Source organism: Paractinoplanes rhizophilus (assembly GCF_042664765.1).
Classification (GTDB): Bacteria; Actinomycetota; Actinomycetes; order Mycobacteriales; family Micromonosporaceae; genus Actinoplanes; species Actinoplanes rhizophilus.
Map to the genome: position 1 here is coordinate 97179 of NZ_JBHTBJ010000007.1, position 26515 is coordinate 123693.

The 26515-nt window shown below is 71.8% G+C and carries 36 protein-coding genes; 28 read left to right on the top strand and 8 right to left on the bottom strand.

What is annotated here, in order from left to right:
• Positions 1-10 precede the first annotated feature (10 nt).
• From ACFQS1_RS12595 to ACFQS1_RS12620, 6 genes are all read left to right on the top strand, one after another.
• Positions 11-937 (top strand): P1 family peptidase, encoded by a 927-nt coding sequence (locus ACFQS1_RS12595; protein ID WP_378967236.1) that lies wholly within the window; start codon positions 11-13, stop codon positions 935-937.
• Between the two features lie 33 nt (positions 938-970).
• Complete coding sequence (locus ACFQS1_RS12600) at positions 971-1321, top strand: ArsR/SmtB family transcription factor (RefSeq protein WP_378967238.1); 351 nt, start codon at positions 971-973, stop codon at positions 1319-1321.
• Complete coding sequence (locus tag ACFQS1_RS12605; protein ID WP_378967240.1) at positions 1318-1950, top strand: SRPBCC family protein; 633 nt, start codon at positions 1318-1320, stop codon at positions 1948-1950. Before ACFQS1_RS12600 ends, ACFQS1_RS12605 begins: the two co-directional genes overlap by 4 nt.
• 301 nt (positions 1951-2251) lie before the next feature.
• Positions 2252-2794 (top strand): RICIN domain-containing protein, encoded by a 543-nt coding sequence (locus ACFQS1_RS12610; RefSeq protein WP_378967242.1) that lies wholly within the window; start codon positions 2252-2254, stop codon positions 2792-2794.
• 140 nt (positions 2795-2934) lie between these two features.
• Complete coding sequence (locus ACFQS1_RS12615) at positions 2935-3759, top strand: sugar nucleotide-binding protein (protein ID WP_378967718.1); 825 nt, start codon at positions 2935-2937, stop codon at positions 3757-3759.
• 126 nt (positions 3760-3885) lie between these two features.
• Positions 3886-5451 carry a hypothetical protein gene (locus ACFQS1_RS12620; RefSeq protein ID WP_378967244.1) on the top strand — a complete coding sequence of 522 codons (1566 nt, stop codon included), beginning with the start codon at positions 3886-3888 and terminating at the stop codon, positions 5449-5451.
• On the opposite strand, the gene ACFQS1_RS12625 is transcribed toward ACFQS1_RS12620, so the two are convergent.
• Positions 5432-6607 (bottom strand): aminotransferase-like domain-containing protein, encoded by a 1176-nt coding sequence (locus tag ACFQS1_RS12625; RefSeq protein WP_378967247.1) that lies wholly within the window; start codon positions 6605-6607, stop codon positions 5432-5434. The two genes, ACFQS1_RS12620 and ACFQS1_RS12625, sit on opposite strands and share 20 nt — an antisense overlap.
• Positions 6608-6770: 163 nt before the next feature.
• Here ACFQS1_RS12625 and ACFQS1_RS12630 point away from each other — a divergent pair, with 163 nt between their 5' ends.
• Positions 6771-7016 (top strand): hypothetical protein, encoded by a 246-nt coding sequence (locus ACFQS1_RS12630; RefSeq protein WP_378967249.1) that lies wholly within the window; start codon positions 6771-6773, stop codon positions 7014-7016.
• Between the two features lie 31 nt (positions 7017-7047).
• Here ACFQS1_RS12630 and tsaA read toward each other — a convergent pair whose 3' ends face one another.
• Complete coding sequence (tsaA, locus tag ACFQS1_RS12635; protein ID WP_378967251.1) at positions 7048-7452, bottom strand: tRNA (N6-threonylcarbamoyladenosine(37)-N6)-methyltransferase TrmO; 405 nt, start codon at positions 7450-7452, stop codon at positions 7048-7050.
• Between the two features lie 21 nt (positions 7453-7473).
• Here tsaA and ACFQS1_RS12640 point away from each other — a divergent pair, with 21 nt between their 5' ends.
• A complete protein-coding gene (locus tag ACFQS1_RS12640) occupies positions 7474-8493 on the top strand; it encodes a TIGR03617 family F420-dependent LLM class oxidoreductase (protein WP_378967253.1) in 1020 nt (339 codons plus the stop codon).
• Positions 8494-8529: 36 nt separating this feature from the next.
• Positions 8530-9543, top strand: a complete 1014-nt coding sequence (locus tag ACFQS1_RS12645; protein WP_378967255.1) for a sulfotransferase family protein — start codon at positions 8530-8532, stop codon at positions 9541-9543.
• On the opposite strand, the gene ACFQS1_RS12650 is transcribed toward ACFQS1_RS12645, so the two are convergent.
• Positions 9533-9910, bottom strand: coding sequence for a DUF427 domain-containing protein (locus tag ACFQS1_RS12650; RefSeq protein WP_378967257.1), 378 nt, complete (start codon positions 9908-9910; stop codon positions 9533-9535). The genes ACFQS1_RS12645 and ACFQS1_RS12650 overlap by 11 nt on opposite strands.
• A 47-nt stretch (positions 9911-9957) precedes the next feature.
• Here ACFQS1_RS12650 and ACFQS1_RS12655 point away from each other — a divergent pair, with 47 nt between their 5' ends.
• The 3 genes from ACFQS1_RS12655 (at position 9958) to ACFQS1_RS12665 (ending at position 11347) form a co-directional block, all read left to right on the top strand.
• Complete coding sequence (locus ACFQS1_RS12655) at positions 9958-10425, top strand: aminoacyl-tRNA deacylase (protein ID WP_378967260.1); 468 nt, start codon at positions 9958-9960, stop codon at positions 10423-10425.
• A 31-nt stretch (positions 10426-10456) separates the two neighbouring features.
• Positions 10457-10804: a UBP-type zinc finger domain-containing protein gene (locus ACFQS1_RS12660; RefSeq protein ID WP_378967262.1), complete on the top strand. Its 348-nt coding sequence runs from the start codon at positions 10457-10459 to the stop codon at positions 10802-10804.
• Between the two features lie 72 nt (positions 10805-10876).
• Positions 10877-11347, top strand: a complete 471-nt coding sequence (locus ACFQS1_RS12665) for a hypothetical protein (protein WP_378967264.1) — start codon at positions 10877-10879, stop codon at positions 11345-11347.
• Here the strand turns inward: ACFQS1_RS12665 and ACFQS1_RS12670 are convergent.
• Positions 11251-11742, bottom strand: a complete 492-nt coding sequence (locus tag ACFQS1_RS12670; protein ID WP_378967266.1) for a DUF6114 domain-containing protein — start codon at positions 11740-11742, stop codon at positions 11251-11253. The two genes, ACFQS1_RS12665 and ACFQS1_RS12670, sit on opposite strands and share 97 nt — an antisense overlap.
• A complete protein-coding gene (locus ACFQS1_RS12675) occupies positions 11742-12374 on the bottom strand; it encodes a DUF6230 family protein (RefSeq protein ID WP_378967268.1) in 633 nt (210 codons plus the stop codon). The genes ACFQS1_RS12670 and ACFQS1_RS12675 overlap by 1 nt, the downstream gene beginning before the upstream one ends.
• A 324-nt stretch (positions 12375-12698) precedes the next feature.
• Between ACFQS1_RS12675 and ACFQS1_RS12680 the strand changes: the two genes are divergently transcribed.
• The 6 genes from ACFQS1_RS12680 (at position 12699) to ACFQS1_RS12705 (ending at position 16107) form a co-directional block, all read left to right on the top strand.
• Positions 12699-13376: a Tat pathway signal sequence domain protein gene (locus ACFQS1_RS12680; RefSeq protein ID WP_378967271.1), complete on the top strand. Its 678-nt coding sequence runs from the start codon at positions 12699-12701 to the stop codon at positions 13374-13376.
• Between the two features lie 122 nt (positions 13377-13498).
• On the top strand, positions 13499-14077 hold the full coding sequence (locus tag ACFQS1_RS12685; RefSeq protein ID WP_378967273.1) for a DUF2087 domain-containing protein: 579 nt from the start codon (positions 13499-13501) through the stop codon (positions 14075-14077).
• A gap of 82 nt (positions 14078-14159) precedes the next feature.
• Positions 14160-14960, top strand: a complete 801-nt coding sequence (locus ACFQS1_RS12690; protein WP_378967275.1) for a M15 family metallopeptidase — start codon at positions 14160-14162, stop codon at positions 14958-14960.
• Between the two features lie 124 nt (positions 14961-15084).
• Positions 15085-15210: a hypothetical protein gene (locus tag ACFQS1_RS12695; RefSeq protein ID WP_378967277.1), complete on the top strand. Its 126-nt coding sequence runs from the start codon at positions 15085-15087 to the stop codon at positions 15208-15210.
• A 43-nt stretch (positions 15211-15253) separates the two neighbouring features.
• Positions 15254-15751, top strand: a complete 498-nt coding sequence (locus ACFQS1_RS12700) for a GNAT family N-acetyltransferase (RefSeq protein ID WP_378967279.1) — start codon at positions 15254-15256, stop codon at positions 15749-15751.
• 191 nt (positions 15752-15942) lie between these two features.
• Positions 15943-16107 carry a hypothetical protein gene (locus ACFQS1_RS12705; RefSeq protein WP_378967282.1) on the top strand — a complete coding sequence of 55 codons (165 nt, stop codon included), beginning with the start codon at positions 15943-15945 and terminating at the stop codon, positions 16105-16107.
• A gap of 360 nt (positions 16108-16467) precedes the next feature.
• Here ACFQS1_RS12705 and ACFQS1_RS12710 read toward each other — a convergent pair whose 3' ends face one another.
• Positions 16468-16644 (bottom strand): hypothetical protein, encoded by a 177-nt coding sequence (locus tag ACFQS1_RS12710; RefSeq protein WP_378967284.1) that lies wholly within the window; start codon positions 16642-16644, stop codon positions 16468-16470.
• Between the two features lie 183 nt (positions 16645-16827).
• Between ACFQS1_RS12710 and ACFQS1_RS12715 the strand changes: the two genes are divergently transcribed.
• Entirely contained in the window at positions 16828-17109 is a 282-nt protein-coding gene (locus ACFQS1_RS12715; RefSeq protein WP_378967286.1) for a hypothetical protein, read from the top strand.
• Positions 17096-17515 (top strand): hypothetical protein, encoded by a 420-nt coding sequence (locus ACFQS1_RS12720; RefSeq protein WP_378967289.1) that lies wholly within the window; start codon positions 17096-17098, stop codon positions 17513-17515. Before ACFQS1_RS12715 ends, ACFQS1_RS12720 begins: the two co-directional genes overlap by 14 nt.
• A gap of 445 nt (positions 17516-17960) precedes the next feature.
• Here ACFQS1_RS12720 and ACFQS1_RS12725 read toward each other — a convergent pair whose 3' ends face one another.
• Positions 17961-18431: a hypothetical protein gene (locus ACFQS1_RS12725; RefSeq protein WP_378967291.1), complete on the bottom strand. Its 471-nt coding sequence runs from the start codon at positions 18429-18431 to the stop codon at positions 17961-17963.
• On the opposite strand from ACFQS1_RS12725, the gene ACFQS1_RS12730 reads away from it, so the two are divergent.
• The 8 genes from ACFQS1_RS12730 (at position 18376) to ACFQS1_RS12765 (ending at position 24789) form a co-directional block, all read left to right on the top strand.
• A complete protein-coding gene (locus ACFQS1_RS12730; RefSeq protein WP_378967293.1) occupies positions 18376-18774 on the top strand; it encodes a DUF4345 domain-containing protein in 399 nt (132 codons plus the stop codon). The genes ACFQS1_RS12725 and ACFQS1_RS12730 overlap by 56 nt on opposite strands.
• Entirely contained in the window at positions 18771-19490 is a 720-nt protein-coding gene (locus ACFQS1_RS12735) for a class I SAM-dependent methyltransferase (RefSeq protein ID WP_378967296.1), read from the top strand. The genes ACFQS1_RS12730 and ACFQS1_RS12735 overlap by 4 nt, the downstream gene beginning before the upstream one ends.
• A gap of 9 nt (positions 19491-19499) precedes the next feature.
• Positions 19500-20501, top strand: a complete 1002-nt coding sequence (locus ACFQS1_RS12740; RefSeq protein WP_378967298.1) for a LuxR C-terminal-related transcriptional regulator — start codon at positions 19500-19502, stop codon at positions 20499-20501.
• Between the two features lie 19 nt (positions 20502-20520).
• The gene (locus ACFQS1_RS12745; protein WP_378967300.1) at positions 20521-21381 is read left to right on the top strand and encodes a class II fructose-bisphosphate aldolase; all 861 of its coding nucleotides are present in this window, start codon (positions 20521-20523) and stop codon (positions 21379-21381) included.
• Positions 21378-22142: an HAD-IA family hydrolase gene (locus ACFQS1_RS12750; RefSeq protein WP_378967303.1), complete on the top strand. Its 765-nt coding sequence runs from the start codon at positions 21378-21380 to the stop codon at positions 22140-22142. The genes ACFQS1_RS12745 and ACFQS1_RS12750 overlap by 4 nt, the downstream gene beginning before the upstream one ends.
• On the top strand, positions 22139-22753 hold the full coding sequence (gene dhaL, locus ACFQS1_RS12755) for a dihydroxyacetone kinase subunit DhaL (protein ID WP_378967305.1): 615 nt from the start codon (positions 22139-22141) through the stop codon (positions 22751-22753). The genes ACFQS1_RS12750 and dhaL overlap by 4 nt, the downstream gene beginning before the upstream one ends.
• A 13-nt stretch (positions 22754-22766) precedes the next feature.
• Positions 22767-23762, top strand: coding sequence for a dihydroxyacetone kinase subunit DhaK (gene dhaK, locus ACFQS1_RS12760; protein WP_378967307.1), 996 nt, complete (start codon positions 22767-22769; stop codon positions 23760-23762).
• A gap of 100 nt (positions 23763-23862) precedes the next feature.
• On the top strand, positions 23863-24789 hold the full coding sequence (locus ACFQS1_RS12765; RefSeq protein WP_378967309.1) for a hypothetical protein: 927 nt from the start codon (positions 23863-23865) through the stop codon (positions 24787-24789).
• Between the two features lie 57 nt (positions 24790-24846).
• Here the strand turns inward: ACFQS1_RS12765 and ACFQS1_RS12770 are convergent, their stop codons facing one another.
• Positions 24847-26406, bottom strand: coding sequence for a methyl-accepting chemotaxis protein (locus ACFQS1_RS12770; RefSeq protein WP_378967311.1), 1560 nt, complete (start codon positions 26404-26406; stop codon positions 24847-24849).
• Between the last annotated feature and the right edge of the window lie 109 nt (positions 26407-26515).

Here is a 26515-nt window from a genome sequence, read left to right on the forward strand (position 1 = left end):
AGATGGCAGGGTGACAACGCCGCAGCTGCTTTCCACGTACGCCGGGCACTGGACCGGAGACGGAACCGGGGTGACCGTGATCGTGCCGCCGCCCGGGACGGTCGGGTCGGGGGAGGTGCGCGGGGGCGCGCCGGCGACCCGGGAGTTCGAGCTGCTCGCGCCCACGCGGCTGGTCCCGGCCGTCAACGCGGTCGTGCTCTCGGGCGGGTCGGCGTTCGGGCTGGCCGCCGGGGACGGGGTGATGCGCGGGCTGCGCGATCGCGGGGTGGGGTTCGAGACCCCGCTCGGGCCGGTGCCCATCGTGGTGGGGATGTCCATCTTCGACGGGTCGGTGGGGGCGGTTCCGCCGTCCGCCGCGGACGGGGCGAAGGCGCTGTCGGCCGCGCTCGCCGGGGAGCCGTTCGAGACCGGGGCGGTGGGAGCGGGCGCGGGGGCGACCACCGGGAAGTGGCGGTCGCGGCTCGACCCCGGCGGGCTCGGGGTGGCGTACGGGTCGGTGGGATCCGCCTCGCTGGCCGCCGTGGTGGTGGTGAACGCCTGGGGCGATGTGCTCTCGCCGGCCGGATCACCGGTCTTCGGCGGCGATCCGGCGGTCTCCGGTCGCGATCCGGCGGCCTTCGGCGGGGGTCCGGCGGATTTCGGCGGCGGCTCGACGAGTGAGGTTGTGCCCGGCCCGTCCGTCCGGTCGCCGTTCGCGAACACGACGGTGGGCGTGCTGCTCACCGACGCCCGGCTGGACAAGTCCGACTGCTTCCTGCTCGCGCAGAGCGGCCACACCGGATATGCCCGCGCCATTCACCCGGCGCATTCGCGCTATGACGGCGACGCGGTGGTCGCCCTGGCCACGGGCGCCGTCGAGGCCGACCTCGACCTGCTGCGGGCCACCGCCACCGGCACCATGGCGGCGGCGATCCGGAACGCCGTATCTCACGTGTGACTTATATAAGCCCAATCTGATACCGTACGCGTCATGCATGCGTTCGACGTGCTCGGCGACCCCGTGCGCCGCCGCATCCTCGAGCTGCTCGCCGACGGCGAGCGCTCCTCGGGTGAGGTCACCGAGGTCATCCGGGCCGAGTTCGGCATCTCCCAGCCGGCCGTCTCGCAGCACCTGAAGGTGTTGCGCGACAACGGCTTCGCCACCGTGCGCCCCGACGGCGCCCGCCGCCTCTACGCGGTCGACGACACCGCGCTGCGCGAGGCGGACGAGTGGCTGGGCCGGTTCCGGCGATTCTGGGCGCCGCGGCTGGCCGCCATGGCCACCGAGGTCGCCCGTGGCAAAAGACAACGCCGTCTGAACGACGAGGGGACAACCCGATGATCGACGTCAAACAGCAGATCAGCTCGGTGCGCCGCACGCTCGGCCGCCGCACCCTGGAGGCGGGCGAGGCCCGCGTCTCGACGATCAGCCAGGTCTACGACACCGACATCGACGACCTGTGGGAGGTCGTCACCAGGCCCGAGCGCATAGCGCGCTGGTTCCTGCCGGTCACCGGCGAGCTCAAGGAGGGCGGCCACTACCAGCTCGAGGGCAACGCCGGCGGCACCGTCACCGCCTGCGACAAACCCCGCGGCTACGCCGCGACCTGGGAGTACGGCGGCGAGGTGAGCTGGATCGAGGTCCGGCTCACCGCCGAGGGCTCCGGTACCCGTTTCGAGCTGGAGCATTGGGCGCACGTCAAGGACGAGTGGTGGGAGCAGTTCGGCCCGACCGCGACCGGGCTGGGCTGGGACGGCGGCCTGTACGGGCTGGCCCGCCACCTGTCCGACCGCTCGGCGCCGCGCCCGACGATGGAGGAGTGGATGGCCTGGGTGACCTCCGACGAGGGCAAGCTCTTCCACCGCCTGGCCGCCGACGCCTGGGCCGAGGCCGCCATCGCCGACGGCGAGGACCCCACGGCGGCGGCCGGCATGGCCGATCGCGGTTACGCCGCCTACACGGGCAGCTGATCCTGCCACGCTGATCTGTCCTCACGCCGACCTGACCCGACGCTGTCGCGGCCCGGATCGGTCCGCACGGCCCGGCCCGGCTCGAGCAATCTGGCCGGGCCGGGCTCGCCGGCCTCACGATCGCGGGGTCGCCCAGCCTTTCCCGGCCGGTGCCGCCGCGCGACCCGCCGATGTCTCTTACCGCCGATAACCGGATAAACCGGGCGACAGCCGCTAGCTTCTGCGGAACCGATTCGGGTGTGCGGGGGTGTTTCTGGTGCGATCGTCCGGGCGTTGCCTGCTGGCGTCGGCGGTGGTGGGAGTGACACTGGCGGGGTCCGCGGCGGCGGGCTACGGCGAGGCGCTTCCGGAGCGCCCACCCGGGGATCTCGTTCAGCTCGGCTTCCAGCTGGTCAATCTCCACAGCCGCAAGTGCCTGACCGTCACCGCGGACGGGCTGGCCGACGACGCCATCCTCGTCCAGAAGGGGTGCCGGCGGGACGCCGCCTACCGCTGGCGCTTCGTGCGCGCCGCGGGCACCGGCCTCTACCAGGTCATCAACGTCAACAGCGGGAAGTGCCTGGCGATCGCGGCGGACAGCGGGGACGACAACGGGTTCGCGACGCAGTACGGCTGCGCCGACGATCCCGTTCGCCAATGGCGGCTGCGCGCGCCGACCGGGGCCGGCCTCCTGCTGAGCGTCGTGCCGGTCGGCGACACCCTGATCGAGAACGGCCGCAGCGGGAAATGCCTCACCATCGCCGGGGGAGCCGCCGCCGAGAACGCCGTGGCCGTCCAATACGGGTGCGACGACGAGCAATCCCGCCGCTGGTCCATGCGCCTGGTGGCCGGGCCCGCGCTGTAACGTGCCCAGGCGTGAGCAGAGCACACGCGGGCGAGGCAGGCGCGGGCGAGGCGGGCGCGGGTGCGGCCGGCGTGAGCGGGCCGGGTGCGGCGGGCGCGAGCACGGCCGGCGCGAGTGGGACCGGCAGCGGCGGAGCCGGCATGCGGATGCTGATCACCGGCGTGAGTGGGCACCTCGGCGGCGTCACCGCCCGGCGCGCGGCCGCCGCCGGCTGGGACGTCGTGGGGACGTACTTCAGCAACCCGGTGGCCGGCGGGGAGGCCCTCGACGTCCGCGATCGTGACGCCGTGGACGGGCTGGTCCGCAAGGTCAAGCCGGACGTCGTCGTGCACACCGCGGCCGGCCGGGAGGACTGGCCGACCATCGCCGACGGGTCCGCCCATGTCGCGCTGGCGGCGGCGCGGGCCGGTGCTCGTCTCGTACACGTCTCGACGGAGGCCGTGCTCTCCGGCCGCGACGTGCACTACGACGAAAGCGCCCTGCCGGACCCGATCTATCGCTACGGCGCCGCGAAAGCGGCGGCCGAGACCGCGGTCAAGGCCATCGATCCGGCGGCGGCCGTCGTGCGGACGTCGCTGATTCTCGGGTACGGCCGGGGCGTGCACGAGAAGCTCACCCACGACCTGATCGCCGGGCGGGCCGAGGGCATGCTCTTCACCGATCAGATCCGCAAGCCGATCCACGTCGACGACCTCGCCGACGCGCTGATCGAGCTGGCCACCAACGGCCACGCGGGCGTGCTCAACGTGGCCGGCGCCGACCCGATCAGCCGCTACGACCTCGGCGTGCTGGTGGCCGAGCGGGACGGCCTCGACCCGGCGCTGATCCCGCACGGTCCGGTGCCCGCCGGTTTCACCGCCCCGGTCGACCTCCGGCTGATCATCGACCTGGCCGGCCGGGTGCTGACGACTCGCCTGCGGGGCTGCCGCGAGTTCCTCCGGAGCCCCGCGCCCGGCGACAGGTAGGCGGACCGCGGATCCTCTTGTGGCGGCCGCGTCGCGGACATCGATCGACGCGGGTTCTCGGCACCTCGGCGAACCTGCTTAGATCAGACGCCCGCGCCGCCTGGGCCGCTTTCCGAGGAGTACGCCATGCACGAGGGGCCCGAACTCTCGACCCCGACCCCGATTCCGCCCCAGCGCGTGCCCGCCCACGACGGCCCGCCCGCCGCATCGGAGCCCGCACACCGCGAGCCCAGCGAGCCGGTGGGGGCCGGGCAAGCGCCGGTGGGGGCCGGGCAAGCGTCCGTGGAGGCCGGGCAAGCGCCCGTGGAGCTGGCGGTCGTGGGGTCCGCCCCGGTCGAGGACGCCCCGGTCGAGCCCGCGCCGGCCGAGCCCGCCGCGGCGGCCGTCGAGCCGCAGGTCTCGAGCCGGGGCCGCCGGCGGCGTGGGCGGGTGCTTGTCGCGGCGGGCGGTGCTCTCGCCGTACTCGTCGGGGGTTTTGTGGTCTGGAAGCCGGACTCCGGCCCGGAAGCCGCGGCAATCGCGGCACCCAGCGCCCCGGCCGCGTCGGATCCGGCCGCGCCGACGACGCCCTACGACCAGGCGGTGGCGGTGCTGGACGCGCAGGCCGACGCCCTGACGCGCGGGGACGAGAGCGCCTGGCTCGCCGCCGTGGATGGGAAGCTGCGCGGGAAGTATCGCTCGATTTTCCGGAATCTGCGCGGGCTCGGGGTGCTGCGCGTCGATTACGAGCCGGGCGTGGGGCAACCGGTGAAGGGCGACGCCACCGCCGTGGCTCTCCGCACCGATCTGGTCTATTGCTTCAGCGAGGAGATGTGCCCCCGGACTCCGGCGACGGAGTGGGAGAAGGCGCCGCGGATCTCGCAGAAGCTCACGCTCAAGCCGGTGGCGGGCAAGTACGTGATCAGCGGGCTGGCGGTCTCGCCGCAGCCGGACTTCCACCAGCCCACGCCGTGGGAGAGCGGCGACCTGGTCTTCGCGCAGGGCGCGCGGGTGACGGTGGCGGCGGACAAGGGGCACGCGAAGTACCTGCGAACTGTGCTGCCGGTGGCGGAGAAGGCGGCCGGCGTCGCCGACCGGTACGCGGCGCTCAACGGCACGCCGCAGCGGCGGTACCGGATCTTCCTGGCCGCGGAGAAGCAGTGGAAGAGCTGGTACGGCGGGGAGAACGACCGGTGGGCGATCGGGCTGGCGGTGCCGCTGAACAAGCGCGGCATCGACGTGATCGTCCGGATGTCCGAGATGGACGACGCGCTGACCCTGGCGACCACGGTGCAGCACGAGCTCGGGCACGTGGTGACGCTGACCGGCGCGTACCAGATGGACGCGGTCGAGGACACCTGGCTCAGCGAGGGCATCGCCGAGTACATCGGGTGGCGGCCGAAGGCGGCGGCGAAGAGCCTGCGCCGGTACAGCGTGCGGTGGCAGCTCGACCGGGCCGCGCCGAAGTCGATGGTGCCGGCCCGGCCGGGACCGAAAGCCCCGGCGCGGGCCGGCGACGCGTTCTACGGGCTGAGTCACCTGGCGGTGGACTGCATGGCCCACAAGTACGGCGAGACGAAGCTGTTCACGTTCGTGCGGCTGGTGCTGACCGAGGACAACTCCCTCGATCAGGCGTCGCAGGACGCGTACGGGGTGCCGTTCGCGACGCTCGACAAGGCCTGCCTGCCGTGGATCAGGCAGCAGGTGTCCTGAGCACCGGGGCGAGCCGCCGCATGCCCTCGGTGATCTCGCCGGGGGTGTGCGTGGTGAACGACAGCCGCATCGTGGCCGGGTCGGCGCGGCCGGCGTAGAAGGGCGCGCCGGGCACGAACGCGACGTCGACGGCGAGGGCGGCCGGCAGCAGCGCCGCGGTGTCGGCCGGGCCGGGCAGCCGCAGCCAGGTGAACATGCCGCCGTCCGGATCGGTCCAGGTGCTGCCGGCGGGGGCCGCGCCGGGCATGGCGGCCATCATGGCGTTGCGCCTTTCCGCGTACGCGTCAATGAGGTTCTTGATGTGCGCGTCGAGATCGGTGTGGGCGAGCCAATCGGCGGCGGCCGCCTGATCGATGGTCGAGGTGTGCAGGTCGGCGGCCTGTTTCGCCACCGTCAGCGCCGGGCGCAGGGCGGCCGGCGTGCGCACCCAGCCCAGCCGCAGGCCCGGCGCGGCGATCTTGGAGAAGCTGCCGAGGTGCAGGACGTGCTCCGCGCCGGGCTGGGCGGCCAGCGCGGGGACCGGTTCGCCGCGGTAGCGCAGCTCGCCGTACGGGTCGTCCTCCACCACCCAGACGCCGTGCGCGGCGGTCAGTTCGGCGATCTCCGCGCGCTGCTCCCGGCTGAGCGTGCGGCCGGTCGGGTTGGCGAAGTTCGGCACCAGGTACAGCAGCTTCGGCCGGTGCTCGCGCAGCACTCGCTCGAGGCCGCCGGCCGGCACCGGGACGACCCGGCAGCCGGCCAGCTGGAAGCACTGCAGGGCGGCCAGATAGGTGGGCTCCTCGACGGCGACCACCGCGCCCGGGTCGAGCAGGGCGGCCGCGATCAGCGTGAGCCCCTGCTGCGAGCCGGTGGTGACCAGCAGGTCGCCGGCGCCGGTGGGCAGGCCGCGGGCGGTCATCCGGGCGGCGACCAGCGCGCGCAGGTCGGGGTTGCCCTCGGTGGGCGCGTACTGCAGGTGGCGGCGGCCGTCGCCGGCGGCGAGCACGCGGTCGAAGGCGGCGCGCAGGCCGTCGAGGTCGAACAGCTCGGGCGCGGGCAGGCCGCCGGCGAACGAGATCACCTCGGGGCGGTCGATGAGCGCGAGGAGGTCGCGGACGGGCGAGCTGGCGACGCCGGCGAGGCGCTGAGCGGGCGGCGGGGTGTGGACGGCAAGCATGCGGGCTCCGGGGCAAGGGGTGTGAACAGGCAGAGGCGCGAGGCGCGGGGTCGGCGCGGCGCGAGAAGTGGCTGCCTGGTCGAGGAGCCGGGTCCTACCTTAGCGCACGTTAAGGACGGGGCTCACCCGCGACGCCCGGGCGAGAGCCGCATAGGGTGAGTCCATGAACGACCAGCGGTCGATCCTGTCCTACAAGTCCGAGGGCTCGATCCTGAGCCTGTGGTCCAAGGGCTCCATCCTGTCCGTCGGCTCCACCGGGTCCACGTTGTCGATCGGCTCCATCGGATCGTTCGGTTCGGTGGGTTCCGTGGGGTCGTTCCTGTGCGTGGGGTCGATCCTGTCGGCCATGTCGATCGGGTCGGTGCTCGCGTTCCGCGCGCGGCGGGCGATCCTCACCGGCCGCCGCTGAGCGCGGCCGCGCCGGGCCTGGCCTGGCCGGGTCAGCGCCGCGGGGTCAGCACCGGCTTGAGGTCGAGGACCGGGGTGCCGTCGACGGCCTCGAGCTCGCGGACGTGCACCCGGGCGCCGTCGACCGCCAGCACGCGCACCTGGTGCAGGCCGATCGGGTTGGGGCGGTCGGCGGAACGGGTGGCGAACACGCCGGTCAGCGGCCGGGCGAGGTCGTCGCGCGGGTGCACAGCCAGGGTCTGCCGGTCGGCGCGGTCGAGCCAGGTCAACACCAGCACGTCCGAGCCGGGGGCGAGCCCGTCCAGCGCGGGCGCCACGGCGTCGTCGAAGACCAGCCAGGCGTCCGGGGCGCCCTCGTCGGGCTGACGGGGCGCCTCGTCCAGGGCCACGAGCGTGGATTCGACGCGCCCCACCGGGCGCAACGCGAAATCGGTCATGCGCCATGGTAGGACTTGGCGATGCTGGTTGATTTCGCGGCGGGTGTCGAGGCCTCGCCGCTCGAGGTGGAAGCGGCGGCGGCCCGGGCCGAGCGGGACGGCTACGACGGGTTCGGGGCGGCCGAGAGCAGGCACGACGTGTTCACCGCGCTCACCCTCGCGGCCCGGGCCACCCGGACGATCACGCTGCAGTCCGGGATCGCGGTGGCGTTCGCGCGCAACCCGATGAGCCTGGCGGTGCTGGCCAACGACCTGCAGCTGATCTCCGCGGGGCGGTTCCAGCTGGGCCTCGGGTCGCAGGTGCAGGCGCACATCGAGCGGCGGTTCGCGATGCCGTGGGGCCGGCCGGCGGCGCGGATGGCCGAGTTCGTGGCGGCGGTCCGGGCGATCTGGGAGAGCTGGCGTACCGGGGAGCGGCTCGCGTTCCGGGGCGAGTTCTACCGGCACACGCTGATGACCGACTTCTTCAACCCCGGGCCCAACCCGCACGGCAACCCGCCGATCCTGCTCGCCGCGGTGGGGGAGCGGATGACCGCGGTGGCCGGCACGGCGGCGGACGGGCTGCTCGTGCACCCGCTGACCAGCCCGGCCTACCTGCGCGAGCGCACCCTGCCGATCCTGCGCTCGGCGCGGGGCGACCTGGCGGGATTCGGCGTCGGCCTGTCGGCGTTCGTGGTGGCCGGCGCGGACGAGAAGGCGCGGTCGAGGGCCGAGCAGGCGGTCCGGGCGCAGATCGCGTTCTACGGCTCGACGCCGGCGTACCGGCCGGTGCTGGAGCTGCACGGCTGGGGCGCGCTCGCCGATCGGCTCAACCAGCTGTCACGGCGGCAGGCCTGGGCCGAGATGGCCGCTCTGATCACCGACGAGGTGCTGGACACCTTCGCGGTCTCCGGCGCGGTCTCCGGCGACGTGGCGCGCGGGCTGCGGGAACGCTTCGACGGGCTGATCGACCGGCTCTCGTTCTACACGCCGTACGAGGCCGATCCGGAGCTGCTGAGCCGCCTGCGAGCGGAGGTCGCGGCGGGCGGGCCCGCGTCGTAATCCGGTCTGTCCGGATTTATCCGTTAAGGTGGCGCCATGCCTACGGATCGTCCGATTTTCGTGGTCGGGTGTCCCCGCTCGGGGACGACGATGTTGCAGCTCATGCTGCACGCGCATCCGCGGATCGCGCTGCCGCCCGAGAACCGCTTCGTCCTGCCGGCCTACCAGCGCCGCCACGAGTTCGGCGACCTGCGCGACCCGGCCCACCGCCGCGACCTGGCCCGATGGTTCGTCTCCACCCCGCAGTTCGCCGATCTCGGCCTGGCCGAGCAGCAGGTGATCGACGCGGTGATCGGCGCGCCGCCCACCCTCGGCTCGGCGATCGGCACCGTCTTCCGCCTCTACGCCGAGCGTTTCGGCAAGCCCCGCTGGGGCGACAAGCGCCCCGCTTACCTGCGCCATCTGCCCGAGCTGCTGCGCCTGTTCCCGGACGCGCAGATCGTCACCATCATGCGCGACGGCCGGGACTGCGTGGCCTCGCTCAAGGAGGCGCCGTGGGCCCCGGCCGACTTCGGCACCCTGGTCGACTCGTGGGCGCGGGCGGCCGACGCGTCGCTGCGGGCCGCCCGGCGGTACGGCCCCGACACGTATCACCTGGTGCGCTACGAGGACCTGGTCGAGGAGCCGGAGGAGCACCTGCGGGCGCTGTGCCGTTTCCTCGGCGAGGAGTACGACCCGGCCATGACGCGGCCCCAGGAGGTCGCGGCGGTCGCGGTCCCCGATTACAAGACCTGGCACACACGTACGCGTCAGAGCGTCACCACCACGCGCGTGCGCAGCTGGCAGCAGCGCCTCAGCGCGGCCGAGATCGAACGGTGCGAGGCGGTCTTCGGCAATCGGCTGGCCCTGTTCGGTTACTCGGCCCTGACCGGGGCCGCGCCCACACCGGCCGACCGGGTCGCGCGGGCACGGCTGGCCGTGCGGGACCGGCTGGGCCCGGTGCGGGGCGTGGCCCGGGACGCGAGCGCCCTGCTGCGGCACCGCCGGCGCGGGCCGGCGATCGCGGCCCGGCTCACCAGCGGGCAGCTCGCCCGCGGCGTCAGTCGGTGATCTCGATCGAGTCGACCCGGTCCGGGTAGAACGCGATGTGCTCCTTGATCTGCGCCACCGCCTCGCGCGGCTGCTTGTACTCCCAGATCGCGTCGACCGACTTCGAGCCGCCAGCCGGGATCGAGTAGTAGCTCGCGTCGCCCTTGTACGGGCAGTAGCTCGTCGTCGCGGTCGGCTCGAGCAGCGACGTGTCGACATCGGCGAGCGGGACGTACTGCACCGCCGGATAGGTCGACTCCTGCAGGGTCAGCGCCGCCCGGGTGTCGGCCACCACCTTGCCGGCCACGGTCACCACGACGTGCTTCCCGCTCGGAGTGACGGTGATCGGATGGTCCGGTCCCGGGTACAGCACGGGCCTGTCAGCCATGACGCCTCCTTGAAAAGGTCTCCGGACCCCACGTTACTGTCGCTCTCATGCCGGGACCCGCCGAGACGGCCGCCATCGCGCTGGGCGTCGATCACAAAATCGTGACCCACGGGCCGGTGCGCAGCGCCGCCGAGGCCGCGGCCGCGCAGGGCGTGCCGGTGCACGACCTGGTCAAGACGATCGTGGTGCGCCGCGCCGCCGGCGACTACGTCTTCGTGCTGGTCCCGGGCGACCGCCAGATCTCCTGGCCCAAGCTGCGCGCCCTGCTCGGGGTCAACCGCCTCTCGCTGCCCGACGCCGCCACCGCCAAGGAGGCGACCGGCTACGAGCGCGGCACCATCACCCCGTTCGGCTCGGCCCGCCCGTGGCCGGTGATCGCCGACGAGACGAGCCGCGGCCGCACGATCAGCCTCGGCGCCGGGGAGCGGGGCGTGGGCCTGCGGGTGTCCGCCGACGCGGCGGTCGCCGCGCTGGGCGGCCGGTTCGCGGACGTGACCGAGGCGACAGCCGCGTGACACGTACGCGTGGGTTGTTATCTTCATCGTCGTGACGAGCGATCCGATTCAGCCCTCCGTACCCCCGTCCGGCACCGGCTGCGTCGAGTGCCTCGACGACGGCGGCTGGTGGTTCCACCTGCGCCGCTGCGCGCAGTGCGGGCACATCGGCTGCTGCGACAGCTCCCCGGCGCAGCACGCCACCGCGCACTGGCGGGCCACCGGCCACCCGATCATCCAGTCCTTCGAGCCGGGCGAGGACTGGTTCTGGGACTACTCGACCGAGCAGGCGAGCGACGGCCCCCGGCTGGCGCCGGCCGAAAGCCACCCCGAGGACCAGCCGGCGCCCGGCCCGGCCGGCGCCGTTCCCGCTGACTGGCGCCACCACCTGCACCGATAAGCCCGTTTCCCCCTCCGGCGCCCGTGCTGCTGTCTAGAGTCGGCACGAGGAGCCTGACCACGGGGGTGCGCGGTGTCCGATCCGATGCTCGACTCGCTGGCCGGCCGGTCGGACTGGAGCGAGCCCGACAGCGTGCTGGGCATGTACGTGGCCCAGATGGACCGGCTGACCAAACCGGTGGATCCGGGCGTGCCGCTCAGCCTGACCGTGCAGGGCCTGCTCGTCAGCGGCGACCTGATCCCGCAATGGCAGTGGTTCGCCGAGGTGAGCGAGATGAACGACTACGCCGACGCCTTCTACACCGGCATGGCCGAGCACATGAAGGAGCAGTCCGACCTCGCCCACGACGCCATCCGGATGCGCGACATCGGCGGTGAGGTGACCCACCGCCAGATGAGCGCGTTGCTGGCCCCGACGAAGTACATCCACCTGCGCAACACGCGGATCTACTCGCCGGACAGCAAGCCCGACGAGGTCCGCCTGTGGCGCGGCCGGCTCTGCGACGTCTCCGGCTGGACCCCGGGTGGCCCCTCTGCCTCCTGACCCTCCGCCGGGGGTTCCCCGGGCGATGGCTCCTCGGCCGCCGGCCGATATTTGTCCGGCGACCACGCGAACGCGAGCGCCGCGCCGACCAGCGCCAGCAGCATGCCGAAGACGAAGCCGCCCAGGTTCGAGGTGATCCACGAGGCGAGCGCGAGCACGGCCGCCAGCAGCGAGTAGAACAGCCGCTGCGCCGGGTTGAACACCAGCAGGACCCCGAGCAGGCCGAGCACGATCGGCAGCAGGTAGCCGATGAACCCCTGCATGCCGACGTGCACGACGACCGGCAGCGGCGCCCGGACGGTCAGGAAGATCTCGAGTCCGCCGAGGAACACCAGCAGCCCGCCCCAGAAGGGACGGGCGTGCCGCCAGCGCCAGAAGGCCGACCGCGGCCTCATCAGCAGCCGTCGCCGGTGAAGGCCATCCGCAGGTGCGGCAGGGTGAAGCGGGCCGCGGTGGTGGCGTAGTTGTTCTGCCGCAGGTTGGCGATGTCGACGGTGTCGGCCTGCTGGCCGAAGACGCCCTCGCCGCCCTTGATCACCTTGCCGGTGGCCGGGTCGGTCACCTTGTCGAAGGTGCTGGCGTCCTGGCCGACGTTGATCCGCTGGAAGTCGGCGTCGCCGGAGATCAGGTCGGAGTCGACGACCAGGGCCCGGGCCGAGACGTCGGTGCCGGCGTCGCCCGCGGTGATCTTCAGGTTGATGCCCCCGAGCGACACGCTCTGGCACAGCCTGGTCAGCTCGGCCCGGTCGATCGCCGACACGATCAGCACCATCTGGCCGCCGGTGTCGCCCTGGTTGGGACTGTCCGGGATCATCTGGTCGAGCGTGGCGAACTGCTCGAAGCCCTCGCCGTGCAGCTTGGTCGCGGTGACCGTGAACGGCATGCCGGAGATCGAGAAGTTCGCCGCGAGCACGCCGCTCGCGGTGAGGGCGACCAGCCCGGCGGTCACCGCCCCGGTGAGGGCGAGCATGCCGCCGAAGCGCTTCCAGCGGACGCCGCCGGCGGGGACATTGTCCGGTGTGGTCATCCGTTCCACTCCTTCAATTGTGGGCCGGGAACAATGCGCGAGAATGGCGTTGTAGCTCGCAAACAATGTGCCGCAATATGTCGCGCGTCTATGTGGCGGACCGAAGTTACCGCTCGGTATCCATTCGGTCAAGGGATTGCTACCAGGGATTTCACGGCGTGAAAAGATGGGGTGGCGCCGGGTTGACGGGCGTGAGCGGCCGGGCATATACATCGACGGCATTGATTGCCTAATGGTCGACGTAAATTCCGGTGGACGTCCTCGCATCCCCCCGCAGGCGGCCCACCGGGGCGTCCCGTCCTCGAAAGGCAGGGAGGAACTCCCATGCGTGTGCCCAGAACCGTCCCGATCGCGGCCGTGGCGGCCCTGGCGCTGGCCCTGGTGGCCTCGCCGGCCCGGGCCGACGACCCGGCGGCGGTGCTCACCACCGGCGCGGCCGGCGCCGACGGCAGCAACGTGGTCGCCGGTGACGTGCTGAACGCCTCGGTGGCGGCCGGCACCACGGCCGACTTCACCACCGCGTCCGGCGGCACGACCGGCGTCAAGTGCGCCGAGTCGGCCTTCACCGCCACGGTCACCGACAACCCGGTCGCGCCCGGCGTGGCCACCGAGTCGACGACCGGCCACACGTTCGCCTCGTGCACCGCCAACATCTTCGGCGTGACCCGGGTGAACGGCGTGACCGTGAACAACCTGCCGTTCGGCACCACGGTGGACAGCGCCACCGGCGCGGTCACGGTCAGCGGCACCGACACCGCGCCGATCCGGACGACCCTGTCGCTCGGCACCATCCTCGGCTCGGTGACCTGCGTCTACCAGGCCACCAACGGCTCGATCACCGGCGCCGCGTCCAACGCCGACAACTCGATCACCTTCACCGACCAGGCGTTCACCAAGACGTCCGGCCCGATCACCTGTCCCGGCTCCGGGTTCTTCACCGCCACGTACGCGCCGGTGGCGGATACGTCTGCCGAGGGCAGCCCGGCGGTCTTCACGAACTGATCCCCTATGGAAAAGCGATCGGGGCGGCTCCCCCCGCCCCGGCCGCGAACGCGCGCCTGCCCTTCATCGACCGGCGGAAAATCGAGTCGCGACGTGCCGCCGCCCGTGCTTAGGGTGGCGGCATGTCCGTTTCGCCGTCGGCCGACGCGGCCCGTGCCGCCGAGATCCTGGCCCAGCTGTCCGCGCCCCAGCGCCTCGCGGCCTTCGCCGAGCTGGTCAAACGCGGCAAGGAGGGCGCGACGCTGGCCGAGCTGGCCTACGCCCTCGACGTGCCGGTGCAGCAGGCCGGCGAGGCGTGCGCCCGGCTGACCGGCGCGGGTCTGGCCACCGGCACCGGCAACGGCGTCTACCGGGCCGACCTCGACGCCGTGCGCCAGGCCGTGCGGGCGGTCGACCGCATGCAGCCGATCACCCCGCTGCTGGCGGAGTACCCGAACCTGAAGGGCTTCTTCGCCCATGGCCGGTTGACCGCGCTGCCGCCCACGCTGAGCGACCGGTACCAGCAGATCGGCGAGTTGTTCGCCCGCTTCCTGGCCCTCGACGGCCTGCACACCGAGGACGAGATCAACCGCCGCCTGACCGCGGTCACCGACGACGTGGCCGGCGTCCGCCGCATGCTGGTCGAGACCGGGTGGCTCGAGCGCGACCGGGCCGGCACCACGTACGGCCCGGGTCGTCCGCTGTCCCAGCCGGCGCGCTGACCTGCGGCGCGGCCGGGAAATATCCGGATCAGTTTCGCGTTTCCGCAGCGACGGGGGCAATCGGTTCGTACGGTCGGTAACCGTGCTGCGAAGAGTTCTCGCGTTCGTGCTGCCCGCCATCATCGTCGCGGTTTCCGTGCTGCCGGCACGGCCGGCGGTCGCCGCCGGGGCCGTCTGGCACGTGGTCGCGCCCGGCGAGACCATGGTGAGCATCGCCCGGGACTTCGGCCTGAGCGCCGCCGACATCGGCCGCTGGAACCAGATCGTCCCGCCGTACCCGGTGCACGTCGACGAGACCCTGCGCCTGACGCCTCCGCTCGCGCCGCTGCCGGCCTGGCGCTCCCGGATCGAGCTGGTCACGCCCGCGATGGTCGGCTGGAACCCGTTGCTGAAGTGCCCGGTCCCGCCGGCCATGCTGCGCAAGGTCTGGGTGTCCTACATCGACCTGCAGGGCGCCTACCACGACGGCAGCATCGTCGTGCACCGCGACGTCGCCGAGCGCGTGCAGCAGATCTTCTTCACGCTGTTCCGCCGGCGCTACCGCATCATGGCGATGGCCCCGATGGCGGTGAACATGCCCGGCGAGACCAACATGGCCATCGTCACCGCCGGGTACTACTGCCGCCCGGTCGGCGGCACGGACGTCTGGTCGGAACACGCCTTCGGCACCGCGATCGACATCAACCCGCTGCAGAACCCGATGATCCGCGGCGGCGCGGTCTCCCCGGCCGGCGGCAGCTACTGGCTCAACCGCAACCGCTACCTGATCGGCATGGTCCACGCGGAGGGCGCGGCGCGGGCTTTCACCGCGAACGGCTACTTCTGGGGCGGCCAGTGGCGAAGCCTGAAGGACTACATGCACTTCAGCGTGACGAACCGCTGATCACCGCAGAGCTTCGCGCCCTGATGACGGGTGCGGCTGTCCGTTGTCATTGAGGTGTGTCCGTCGTGCCAGCCGACGTTGTCTCGGCGATGGGTTCTGCCACTTATTTCTGTCCGTTCTCGCCGTGCGGACCAGTAGGAGCACGGACTGGCGCAGCGGTGGACGACTGCTGGTCGTGGAACAGCCGGCCAAGCTGGTCATGGAGGATCCGCAGCGCCGCGGCGCCGTCTCCTTGAGTCACTGGCCGTAGATTGACCCATGGATCTGATCGGCACCTACCGAGGGACGAGACCTTGACCAACCTGCCGCAGGACCGGACCGGCCGCGCCATATCCCTGTCTGAGGTCTCAGACGACAACTGGCGCGCAGTCGCAGACGTGGCACCCCACGACGAGCAACGCCGATTCGTCGCCGCGCTCGGCGCCCGGTACCTCCTGCTCTCCATGCGCGGCGGCTTATGGCACTCGCTCGCCATCCAAGCCGACGGCGCCGTCGTCGGTCACGTGATGTGGGCGCACGACAGCGACGACGGAACGCACTGGATCGGCGGCATGCTGATCGACGCGGTCGAGCAAGGCAAAGGCGTGGGTCGTGCAGCCCTGCAGGCGACAATCCGGCTGCTGAGCGGCCTGCCCGGCGCCCGAGAGATCCGGCTCTCCTACCACCCGAACAACACCGCGGCCGCCCGGCTGTACACCGAGGCCGGATTCCGCCCCACCGGTGACACCGAGGACGACGAAATCGTGGTTGCCCGGGCCGTCGACACGACGCCCGCCGCGGCTCGCGGCTGAGGCCGAGCGGCCGCCGCACTTTCCGCGGCTCGTCACCATGCGTAAGCGGATCTCTCTTCGGCGGTAGGCGCGGCAGGCGCAGCCGGACCCGTGGCGCCGAAACTCACCAACATCGACAGCAATGAGATCTCGCTGGCGAACACTCCCCAGAGCTGAACACCGCCGCGGACCTGGTGCGCTCGTTCGCCCAGATGCTGACCAGCCTGCACGGCGACCGGCTCGGCGACTGGATCGCCGCGGCCCAGCAAGCTGGATTGCCCGGCATTACCAGCTTCGCCAACGGCCTGACCAGCGATTTGGATGCTGTTATGCCGCCCGGTCGTGCCCGTTCAACTCAGCTGCGGACCGGTGGATGAGGTCCCAGAAGTCATCGAGTGTCACGTCGGTAACCTATCGCCGCCGTGCCGGACGTCGATGATCGGCAGCAGTACTGCTGCGGGTGGGCTGTTGAGCTGCCGTGGTGTGGGACCGGCTGGGGTGGCGACATCGGCGAGGCGTTGCAGGAGGCGGTCGACGGCGGCTTGGTCGTTGTTGACGCACCCGCAGCATCCGCCGTCCCGGATCGAGATCATCGGTGCGCAGCGAGCACAACTCCTCGCGGGGCAGCGCCGCGTCATCCGCCAACGCGAGCATCAGCCGGTTCCGGACCGGCTCGTCGCGGAACGCTGCCAGCAAGGCCAGCCATTGCGGCTCGGCCGGGATCCACGGCCGCTTCGTCAGCCTCGGCACCAGCCCGCGCTGCGAACCGCCGACTCGGCCAGGCCTCGGGCATACGCGTCGATCGTCCGAGCAGCACGACCCAGATCCGTCCACACCCGCAGCCACTCGGCCGCACGCTCGTGTCGGGCCAGGACCGGCCACTTCTCCTCGATGATCATCACCGGGATCAACATGGGTGCCAGCCCTCGGCAACGCCCACGACCAGTGGTTCAGCCCTCAGCGTGATTCCAAGTAACTTTAAAGATGTTCAAAAGGCAAATGTACGGGCGAGCCAGCTTCGACCTGCTTCGTCAGCGCGTACTCCTGGGCTCCTGATTGTCGTCATCCAACCGGAAGTACATATGCGATCATGTCGCGTGCAAGACAACCCATCAGCGGACGACCTGCTGATCGAGAAGCTGCGGACGCGCGCCTACGACCCCGCGTGGCGCTTCGACGAGGCTCCCGTCCCAGCCGACTGGGTGGTGCATCGGTACGGCAAGGAGCATGTCGATCTCGCCCGCGAGCGCAGCCTGGGCTTTGACAGCAACGGCATGATCTATTTTCCGGCCGGGTCAGCCGAGGCGGTCGACTACTACCAGAAAGCTGCACGCGACTCTCTTTCCACCGGTCACTGCAGCCGAGGTGGAGGATGCTGAACGGACGGTAGGGCTACATTTGCCGGAACTCCTTAGACGCCTCTACACCGAGGTCGCCAACGGTGGATTCGGTCCGGACGCTCGCGGATTCGCCTGCCTGACCGACGGCAACCGTGACCCTGAAGGCATCGTCTGGCCGTCCGCCGTCCGCATCTACCAGCGCAGCCATAAGAGCGGGGTCCTACCCGCCTCCTGGTTCGAACTCACACCCGGTGGCTGCACCATGTACTGGTACGTATCACTCACCGACCCAGACAATCCGGTCCTTCTCTACGACTCCGACGGCTGGGACGACGGGCAGCAACCCGAAGACGGCGTCACTCACGTGACCTCGTCGCTGCGCAGATGGCTCTGGACTTGGGCCGAAGGCGGAAACATTTGGGACGAAGTGCTTCGAAGGAGCTAGCGTGCGCGGGCGGCACCACACTTCGTGAGCCAGAACCCGGCACTCGCGAGCAAAACCAGCCCCAGGTCCGTCGAGTCCTGGTCGGTACACCGCAACCACGACCGGAAGACTCCGTCGAAACGGGGCGACTCAGGAGAAGGCTGACCCGTTTCGGCAAGCCGTTCCCCTGCCCGGAGGTGCCCCTGATGGGCCGCGTGCTCTCTCGTTGCGGTGCCGGCGATCGGCTGGGCGGCCGCGGCCCTGACGTTCTACTACGGGTTCAAGATGGCGTTCGGGTTCATCGACAGGGGCCGCCACACGACGACCAGCGCGGTCCTGGAGTATGCCGGCAGGCGAGCGCCAAGAGCTAGCGTTCCGTGATCCCGACAATGATGTTGATCTGGACGTGCCGGATTCGCCAGGATCTCGCCGGCGTTCGCGGCCCCATGCCGGAGAGCCCATCGGTTCACGGTGGGCCGATGTCGACGCCGACGCCGAGGTCGGCCCACAACGACAGTTCGAACAGGTGGGTGGACAGTGTCCAGTCGACCCGGACGACGCCCGCGGTGTCGGCGGCGTGGGCGGCGTCGAAGCGAGTGTTCCAGTCGCCGGCCAGGACATCGCCGGACAGCGCGACGGTGAGCGAGCCGGCGTCGGCGATCAGCGTGATCGTGACCGTCTTCGCCGGGTTGCGGATGCCGGGCAGCGTTCCCCCGAATCGGACGCGCTCGGCGGGGAGCTCGCTGATGCCCGGGGGTGCGACCATGACGACGCGGCCCTTCCAGGCCGCCGCGAGACCGTTGACGTCGCCCGACGGGGTCACCCGGTGGACTATCAGCGCGGCGCCCAGCTCGGCCCGCAGCAACGGGGACGGGCTTTCCGTGGCGCCGGGGTCGCACCAGACGACGAGGCGCTCCAGATCGCTTCGCGAAGGCACGCCTGTCACGCTAACCCAGGATGACCCCGGCGAATGTCCTCGATCTTCTCGAGCGGGCCGCCGAGGGCGCCCCGGGCCGCGCCGGCGCAGATCTCGTCGAGCTCCTCGCGGGTCACCGAGTCGTTGGCCAGCCACGCTCTGGGTCGCGCGGCAGACGCCGATCCCCGGTTCGGTCGTACGATGGCTTGCCGCCTTCATGTTTCTCGGCGGCATCGGCCGTCTGCTGTCGCTCGCGGTGCGCGGCGCGCCGCATTGGTTCCAGATCCCGCTGACCGTGATCGAGCTGGTGGTGCCGCCGCTGATCGGGGCGCTCACCGTGGACTTCCGGAAGGGACGACGGTGAACTATGACACCGAGCTGCGCCGGCACAACGAGCAGTTGCGCCGGGCGGCCGCCGTCCGTCCGGCCGATCACGTCCTCGACGTCGGCTGCGGCGCCGGCCTGACCACCCGCGAGGCCGCCCGGGCCGCGGCGCGGGGCAGCGCGCTCGGCGTCGACACCTCCGCCCCGGCGATCGAGCACGCCCGCGCACTTGCCGCGGGCCTCGGCAACATCGCCTTCGAGGTGGGTGACGCGCAGGCCCACCCGTTCCCGGCCGGCCGCTTCGACCTGGCGATCAGCCGGTTCGGCACGATGTTCTTCGCCGATCCCGTCGCGGCGTTCGCCAACATCGGGCGGGCGCTGCGCCCCGGTGGGCGCCTGGTGATGATGGTCTGGCAGGCCGGCGAGCGCAACGAGTGGAACGTCGCGCTCGACGAGGCGCTCGGCGCGACCGGCGGAGCGGGTGCCTTCTCCCTGGGCGACCCGGCGACGGTGGCGGAGATCCTCACGGCGGCCGGGTTCGGCGGCGTCGGCCTCGAAGAGGTCCGCGAGCCGCTCTGCTTCGGCCCCGATCTGCCGTCCGCCCTGGAGTGGGTCGGCGGCTTCACGTCCACGGCCGAGGCCCTGAGAAAGCCCGGCGCACGGGAACGCCTGCGCGAGACGCTCGCCGCCCATCTGACCGGCGACGGCGTCTGGTTCGACTCTCGTGCCTGGATAGTCACCGCGAACCGGGATTAGGTTCGGGTGGTGAGCGCCGGGGAGGGGTTCCGGCTCGCCGATGCGGTGGCCGACGTCTACGGCGACCTGCGGCTCGAGCCTGTCCTGCGCCGCCTGCTGCGGCACACCGCCCGCCTGACCGGCGCCGCCGCCGGCAGCGTCTCGCTGATCGACGCGGCCGCCGGGCGGTACACCAAGGCCGCCGAGTACGGCGCCTTCTGCCGGCTGGGCGACACCTTTCCGCTGGACGAGGGGGCGACCGGGCGGGCGTTCGGCCGCCGCCGGCCGGTGGTCATCCCCGAGTACGGCCAGCTGCGGGCGGGCCACCTGGACGGCGCCGACCCCAAGCGGCGCGGGCCGGCCGCGGCGGTGCCGATCTGGTGGCGGGGCGAGGTGATCGCGGTCTGCGTGACGTTCGCGCCGCGGACCGGCACGTTCGGCGCCCAGGCCGTCGACGACCTGGAGACGCTGACCCAGACCGCGGCGGCGGCGATCGTGCGCGGCGGGCGCTTCGGGCGGTCGCTGGCCTCGGTGCTGCGCCGCGCGGGCACCGTGGTCACCGAGGCGGGCGAGGTGCGCCCGGTCGCGCCGGAGGTGGCCCGGGTGGCGGCCGGCCTGGTGGCCGACGCGGGTGAGCGGCTGCGGGTCGGCATCGTCTATCGGCCCGACGGCGTGCGGGTGATGATGCGCGACGAGACCGGCGGCTCGGCCTGGGCGGCCGCGCCGCCCACGATCACCGGGGGCGAGGTCACCGTCGAACGCGTGCGCGGGTGGGGGGTCGTGCTGCGGGCGGACATCCCGTACGCGTCACCCGCGCCGTTCACCGCGCGCGAGGCCGAGGTGCTGGAGCTGATGCGGCAGGGCCTGACCTATCGGGAGATCGCCTCACGGCTGGGCCGGTCGCCGAAGACGGTGGAGAAGCACGTCGGGGCGATCATGCGCAAGACCGGCGCCTCCAACCGCACCGCCGCGGTGGTGACCGCGATGGACAACGGCTGGCTGGGGGATTCACCCCATACCGCTTTCGGGTGACCGGTGGCTGACTGGGCGCATGCCCGTGGTGGGAATGAAGGAGATCCTCGATCGCGCCCTGGCCGGGCGCTACGGGGTCGGCGCCTTCAACATCATCAATGACCTGAGCATCGAGGCGGTGCTGGCGGCGGCGGTCGAGGAACGCGCGCCGGTGATCCTGCAGACGTCGGTCAAGACGGTGAAGCAGTACGGCCGGAACCAGCTCTTCGACATCTTCCGGGCGCTGACGCGCGGCGTCGACGTGCCGGTCACGCTGCACCTCGACCACTGCCCGGACCGGGCGGTGATCTCGGACTGCCTGGCCGGCGGCTGGAACTCGGTGCTGTTCGACGCGCACGAGCTGGACGTGGCCGAGAACATGCGGCAGACGACCGAGGTGGTCGCGGAGGCCCGGCGGACCGGCGCCCACGTCGAGGGCGAGATCGAGGGCATCCAGGGGGTGGAGGACGACATCGGCTCCGACGAGGCGTCCAAGATCCATTCACTCGAGGTGGCGGTCGACTTCATCGAGCACACCGGCGTCGACTGCTTCGCCCCGGCCATCGGCAACGCGCACGGGCAGTACAAACAGGCCCCCCGGCTGGACGCGCAGCGGGTCAGCGACCTGGTCGCGGCGACCGGCGTGCCGATGGCGCTGCACGGCGGCACCGGGCTGTCCGACGAGCAGTTCACCGACCTCATCGCCCGCGGCTGCGCGAAGGTCAACATCTCGACCGCGCTCAAGGAGAGCTTCATGAGGTCCGGCCTCGAGCATCTGCGGACGGCCGAGGAGAACAACAAGTGGGATCCGCCCACGCTCTTCCGGCACCAGCGGGCCGCGGTGATGGAGATGGCCCGGCGGCACATCCGGCTCTTCGGCGGATCGGGGAAGGCGTGGTGACCGCGCTGATCTTCGACTGCGACGGGGTGCTCGCCGACACCGAGCGCTACGGCCACCTGCCCGCCTTCAACGCCACGTTCGAGCAGTTCGGCCTCCCCGCGCACTGGAGCGAGCGGGAGTACGGCGAGAAGCTCCGGATCGGCGGCGGCAAGGAGCGGATGGCCAGCCTGTTCGACGATCCCGCGTTCGCCGGCTCGGTGCGCGGCGACCGTACGGAATTGCTACTCACCTGGCATCAGGCCAAGACGGCGGCGTTCCGGAAGCTGGTGGCCGAAGGCCGCGTCCCGCCGCGACCGGGCATCGCCCGGATCATCGAGGCGGCGCTCGCGCGAGGGTGGACGGTCGCGGTCGCGTCGACGTCGGCCGAAGCTTCGGTACGGGCGGTGCTCGAGCGCGCGGTCGGTGCCGATACCGCCAGAAGAGTCCCGGTGTTCGCCGGTGACATCGTGCCGGCCAAGAAGCCCGACCCGGCCATCTACCGGCTGACCGTCGCCCGGCTCGGACTGGACCCGGCCGACACGCTCGTCGTCGAGGATTCGCGCAACGGGCTGCTGGCGGCCACCGGCGCCGGGCTGCGCTGCCTGGTGACGGTGAACGAATACACCCGCGACGAGGACTTCACCGGGGCCGTCCTCGTGGTCTCGGAGCTGGGCGACCCCGGCCGCCCGCCGATCGAGGTGCTGGCGAACCGGAGCGCGGCGGCGCCCGGCGACTACCTCACGCTCGACGACCTGCGCGCCTGTCTGGAGGAGCCGCGATGAGCACGACCGAGCAGGTGGTCCGGACGATCGCCGAGACCGCGATCGAGAACGAGAAGTTCTTCGGCGACCTGGACGCGGTCGTCGGCGACGGCGACTTCGGCTACTCCCTCGCCCGCGGCTTCGAGAAGCTCCTCGAAGGCTGGGACGACCTCGACCGCACCGACGCGGGGACCTTCCTCAAACGTACCGGAATGGTGATCGCCTCCCGGATCGGCGGCACCTCCGGGCCGCTGTGGGGCACCGCGTTCATCCGGGCCGGCACGGCCGCCGGCGACGGCGAGCTCACCGGCGAGCGGGTCGTCGCGATGCTGCGCGCGGCGATCGAGGGCATCAAGACCCGCGGTCAGTCCGACGTGGGCGACAAGACGCTGCTGGACGCGCTGGTCCCGATGACCGACCGCCTGGAGGGCGAGCTCGGCCGGGGCGCGAGCGCGCCGGAGGCGATCCGGGCGGCCGCGGCCAGCGCCCGGGAGGCGGCCGACGCCACCAGCGGCATGGTCGCCAAGCGCGGGCGCGCGGCCTACACCGGCGAGCGCAGCCGGGGCTCGGTCGACGCCGGCGCCACGGCGGTGGCCGTCATCGCCGAGCGGATCAGCGAGACCTGGAAGTGAAGGAGCGTTCGCGGTGAAGAAGTTCGTCAACGACCCGAAGAGCTACGTCCCCGAGATGCTGGAGGGCGTCGCCCTCGCCAATCCCGGCACGCTCAAGTACGTCCCCGCCTACAACCTGATCATGCGGGCCGACGCGCCCGCGGACGGGAAGGTCTCCATCGTGCAGGGCTCGGGCTCCGGCCACGAGCCGGCCCACGTGATGGCCGTCGGCAAGGGCATGCTCGACGCGGCCTGCCCCGGCGACGTGTTCGCCGCGCCGCCGATGGACTACGTCTACGAGACCGCGAAGCTGCTCGCCTCGCCCAAGGGTGTGCTGCTGCTGGTGAACAACTACACCGGCGACCGGATGGCCTTCGACATGGGCAAGGAGATGGCCGAGGCGGACGGCGTCCGCTGCGAGATCCTGACCATCAACGACGACGTCGCGGTGCAGGACTCGCTCTACACCGTGGGCCGCCGCGGCGTCGCCGGCAACTTCTTCGTGATCAAGGCGGTCGGCGCCGCGTCCGAGCGGGGCGCCGACCTCGATGAGCTGCTGCGCATCGGCAAGAAGGTCAACGACGTGACTCGTACGATGGGGGTCGCGCTCACCGCCTGCACGCCGCCCGCCAAGGGCTCGCCGCTGTTCGAGCTGGGCGGCGACGAGATGGAGTTCGGCGTCGGCATCCACGGCGAGCCGGGCCGCGAGCGCCGCAAGATGAGGTCCGCCGACGAGATCGTCGACGACATGCTCGAGGCCGTCGTCACCGACCTGCCCTACCAGCAGGGCGACCGCGTGGCCCTGATGATCAACGGCTTGGGCGGCACCCCGATCAGCGAGCTCTACATCTGCTACCGCCGGGCCCACCAGCGGCTCGCCGAGCGCGGCATCACCGTCGGCCGCAGCTATGTGAACGAGTACTGCACCTCGCTCGACATGGCCGGCGCGTCGCTGACCCTGGTCCGCCTGGACGACGAGATCGAGGAACTCCTCCGAGCGCCGGCGGAGGCCGCCATCCGGGTGTTCTGACCCGCCGGGCGGCATCGGCGAGCCCGTGGCCGGTGGACTGAAAGCGACATGAACGACCGTTCAATAGCGATCGATCAACGTCAGTGTCTACGGTCCGGGCATGACCCGTGCTCTGTATCGCTCACTTGTGGTCGCCGTCGCGGTCACGCTGGTGGCCGGGCCCGCCCCGGCCCGGGCCGCCGTGCCCACCCTCGCGGTCGGCGCGACCACGTCGGCGGCCGACACCGTCGGCAGCGGCAACACCTGTGCCGGCTTCCTCGACGAGCGGACCCACCTGGGCGACCTGGGCATCCGCCGGGTCTTCGCGTCGGCCGGGCAGTTGCCGCCGGCCGACGCGCTCAACTGTCATGACGACCACGGCGCGGTGCTCTGGTTCTCGTTCAAGACCTCGTGCGCACCAGCCGGAGTGGCGGCCGGCTGGTGCGACTCCGAGATCCAGAACATCGCGCTGGCCATGCCGGCCGACGGCTACCTCACCTATCAGCACGAGCCCGAGAACGACATGACCGGCGTGCAGTTCGTCGCCGCGTTCCAGCGGGTCTACACCGTCGCGAAGGCGGCCAATCCCGGCCTGACCGTGGTGCCGATCTACATGTCGTACCAATGGCGGCCGGGGTCGTCCAAGGTCACCGACAACGGCACCGGCGGGAACCACGAGATCCAGGACTGGATCGTCCCGCCGGCGTACGCCGACGCGTACGGGCTGGACCTGTACTGGCAGGCCGGCACCCGCGGCAGCGAGCCGGACGACCCGGTCAGCATCGGCCTCGACCCGCGGATGACCCGCTGGTACAACGCCGTCGCCGGCCTCGGCCGGCCGCTCACCCTGCCGGAGTGGGGCATCGACGACGACCAGGGCGTGCGGGCGTCGCGGGGCCCGGCGATCCGCGCTTCGCGCACCTGGCTGACGAGCCACAACTTCCACGTCGTCAGCTACTGGCAGCTGGACAACTGGTACCTGGACGCGGCCACCGACCCCGACGGCGTCGCGGCGTATCAGGAGCTGGTGGCCGCGGCCGTCCCGTAGGCAAGAACAACGGCGCCGCGCCCGCCCTCCGGGCAGGCGCGGGCGCCGCGGGCGAACTCAGTACGTGAAGGCTCCGACCAGGTTGCGCAGCTCCTCGGCCGTACGCGCGACCTCGTTCGACGCCTGGCGGGTCTGCTCGACGCCCGCGGCCGAGGTGGCGCCGGCCGCCGACACGTCGGCGATGTTGACCGCGATGCGGCGGGAGCCGCCGGCGACCTCGCCGATGCTGCGGCTCATCTCGCCGGTGGTGGCGGTCTGCTCCTCGATCGCCGAGGCGATCGTGGTCTGGAACTCGTTGATCTGGTTGATCACCTCGGAGATGCGGGAGATGACCTCGACCGCGCCGGTGGTGCCCTGCTGAATCGCCGCGACCCGGGCGCCGATGTCCTCGGTGGCCTTCGCGGTCTCCTGGGCCAGGTCCTTGACCTCGGAGGCGACCACGGCGAAGCCCTTGCCCATCTCGCCGGCCCGGGCCGCCTCGATGGTGGCGTTGAGCGCGAGCAGGTTGGTCTGCTCGGCGATCGCGGTGATCAGCTTGATCACGTTGCCGATCTCGGCGGACGACTCGCCGAGCCGGCGCATGGTCTCGGTGGCGCGGGCGGCCTCGGCCACGGCGACCATGGCCACCTGGGCCGACTCGCTGGTGTTGCGGGAGATCTCGCGGATCGCCAGGCCCATCTCGTCGGAGCCGGCCGCGACCGACTGCACGTTGCGGGAGATCTCCCCGGCCTCGGCGGCCGCGGAGGCGGTCTGCGCGTTGGTGTCCCCGGCGGCGTCGGCGATCGTGCCGGCCACCGCGGACAGCTCGGTCGAGGCGCTGGCCAGCATGTCGGCGTCGGCGGCGATGGTGCCCATCGACGCGCGCAGGGACTCGAGCGAGCCGTCCAGGTGGGCGGCCATCGTGCCGAGCTCGTCCTTGCTGGTGATGCCGCTGCGGACGGTGAGGTCGCCCCGGGCCAGCGCGTCGACGACCGCGCCGAGGCGGCGCACCGGCCGGAGGATCGAGCGGACCAGCGGGACCGCGAAGGCGATCATGATGAGCAGGCCGGCGGCCGCGACGAGCAGGGCGAGCAGCCGGGAGAAGGCGACCGTGGCGTCCATGTCCTTCTGCTCCTGGACCGCGGCGGCACTGGCCTCGTCGACGAGCGCGCCGAGCTCGTCGTCGGTCTTGTGGTTGCGCTCGGCGATCTCGCCGATCTTGCCGACCGCGGCGGCCCGGTCGGTGCGGGCGTTGCCGGTGAACTCGGTGACGAACGCGCTGAAGTCGACGAAGTCGGGGCGGATCGCGGTGAAGCGGGCCAGCATGCCGGGGGTGAGGCCGGACGCGGCGACCGCGTCGGCGGCCTCGGTGGAGGACTGCACGTCGTCGGCGACGTCCTGGGTGACGTCCTGGCCGAGCAGCGACCGGTACGCGTCGACCTTCAGCTCGCTCTGCCGGGTGTCGAGGTGGTTCAGCGCGCCCAGCCCTTGCTCGAGGCCGGTGATCGTGCGGCTCTGCTCGGCGACCCGGTGCTGGCCGTACAGGTTGATGCCGGCCAGCGCGGCCAGCAGCACGGACCCGGTGCCGACGATGAGCCCCAGTCGCTTCGCGACGCCGATGTCTTGCAGTCTCCGCATGTGCTCTGCCTCTGCTGGTCTGCCGCTGCTCGCGCGAGGCGACACGGATCGTCTGTCGTCCGGCAGATCGACGAGTGAGGCAGCTCACCTGAGCGCGGCAACCGCAATG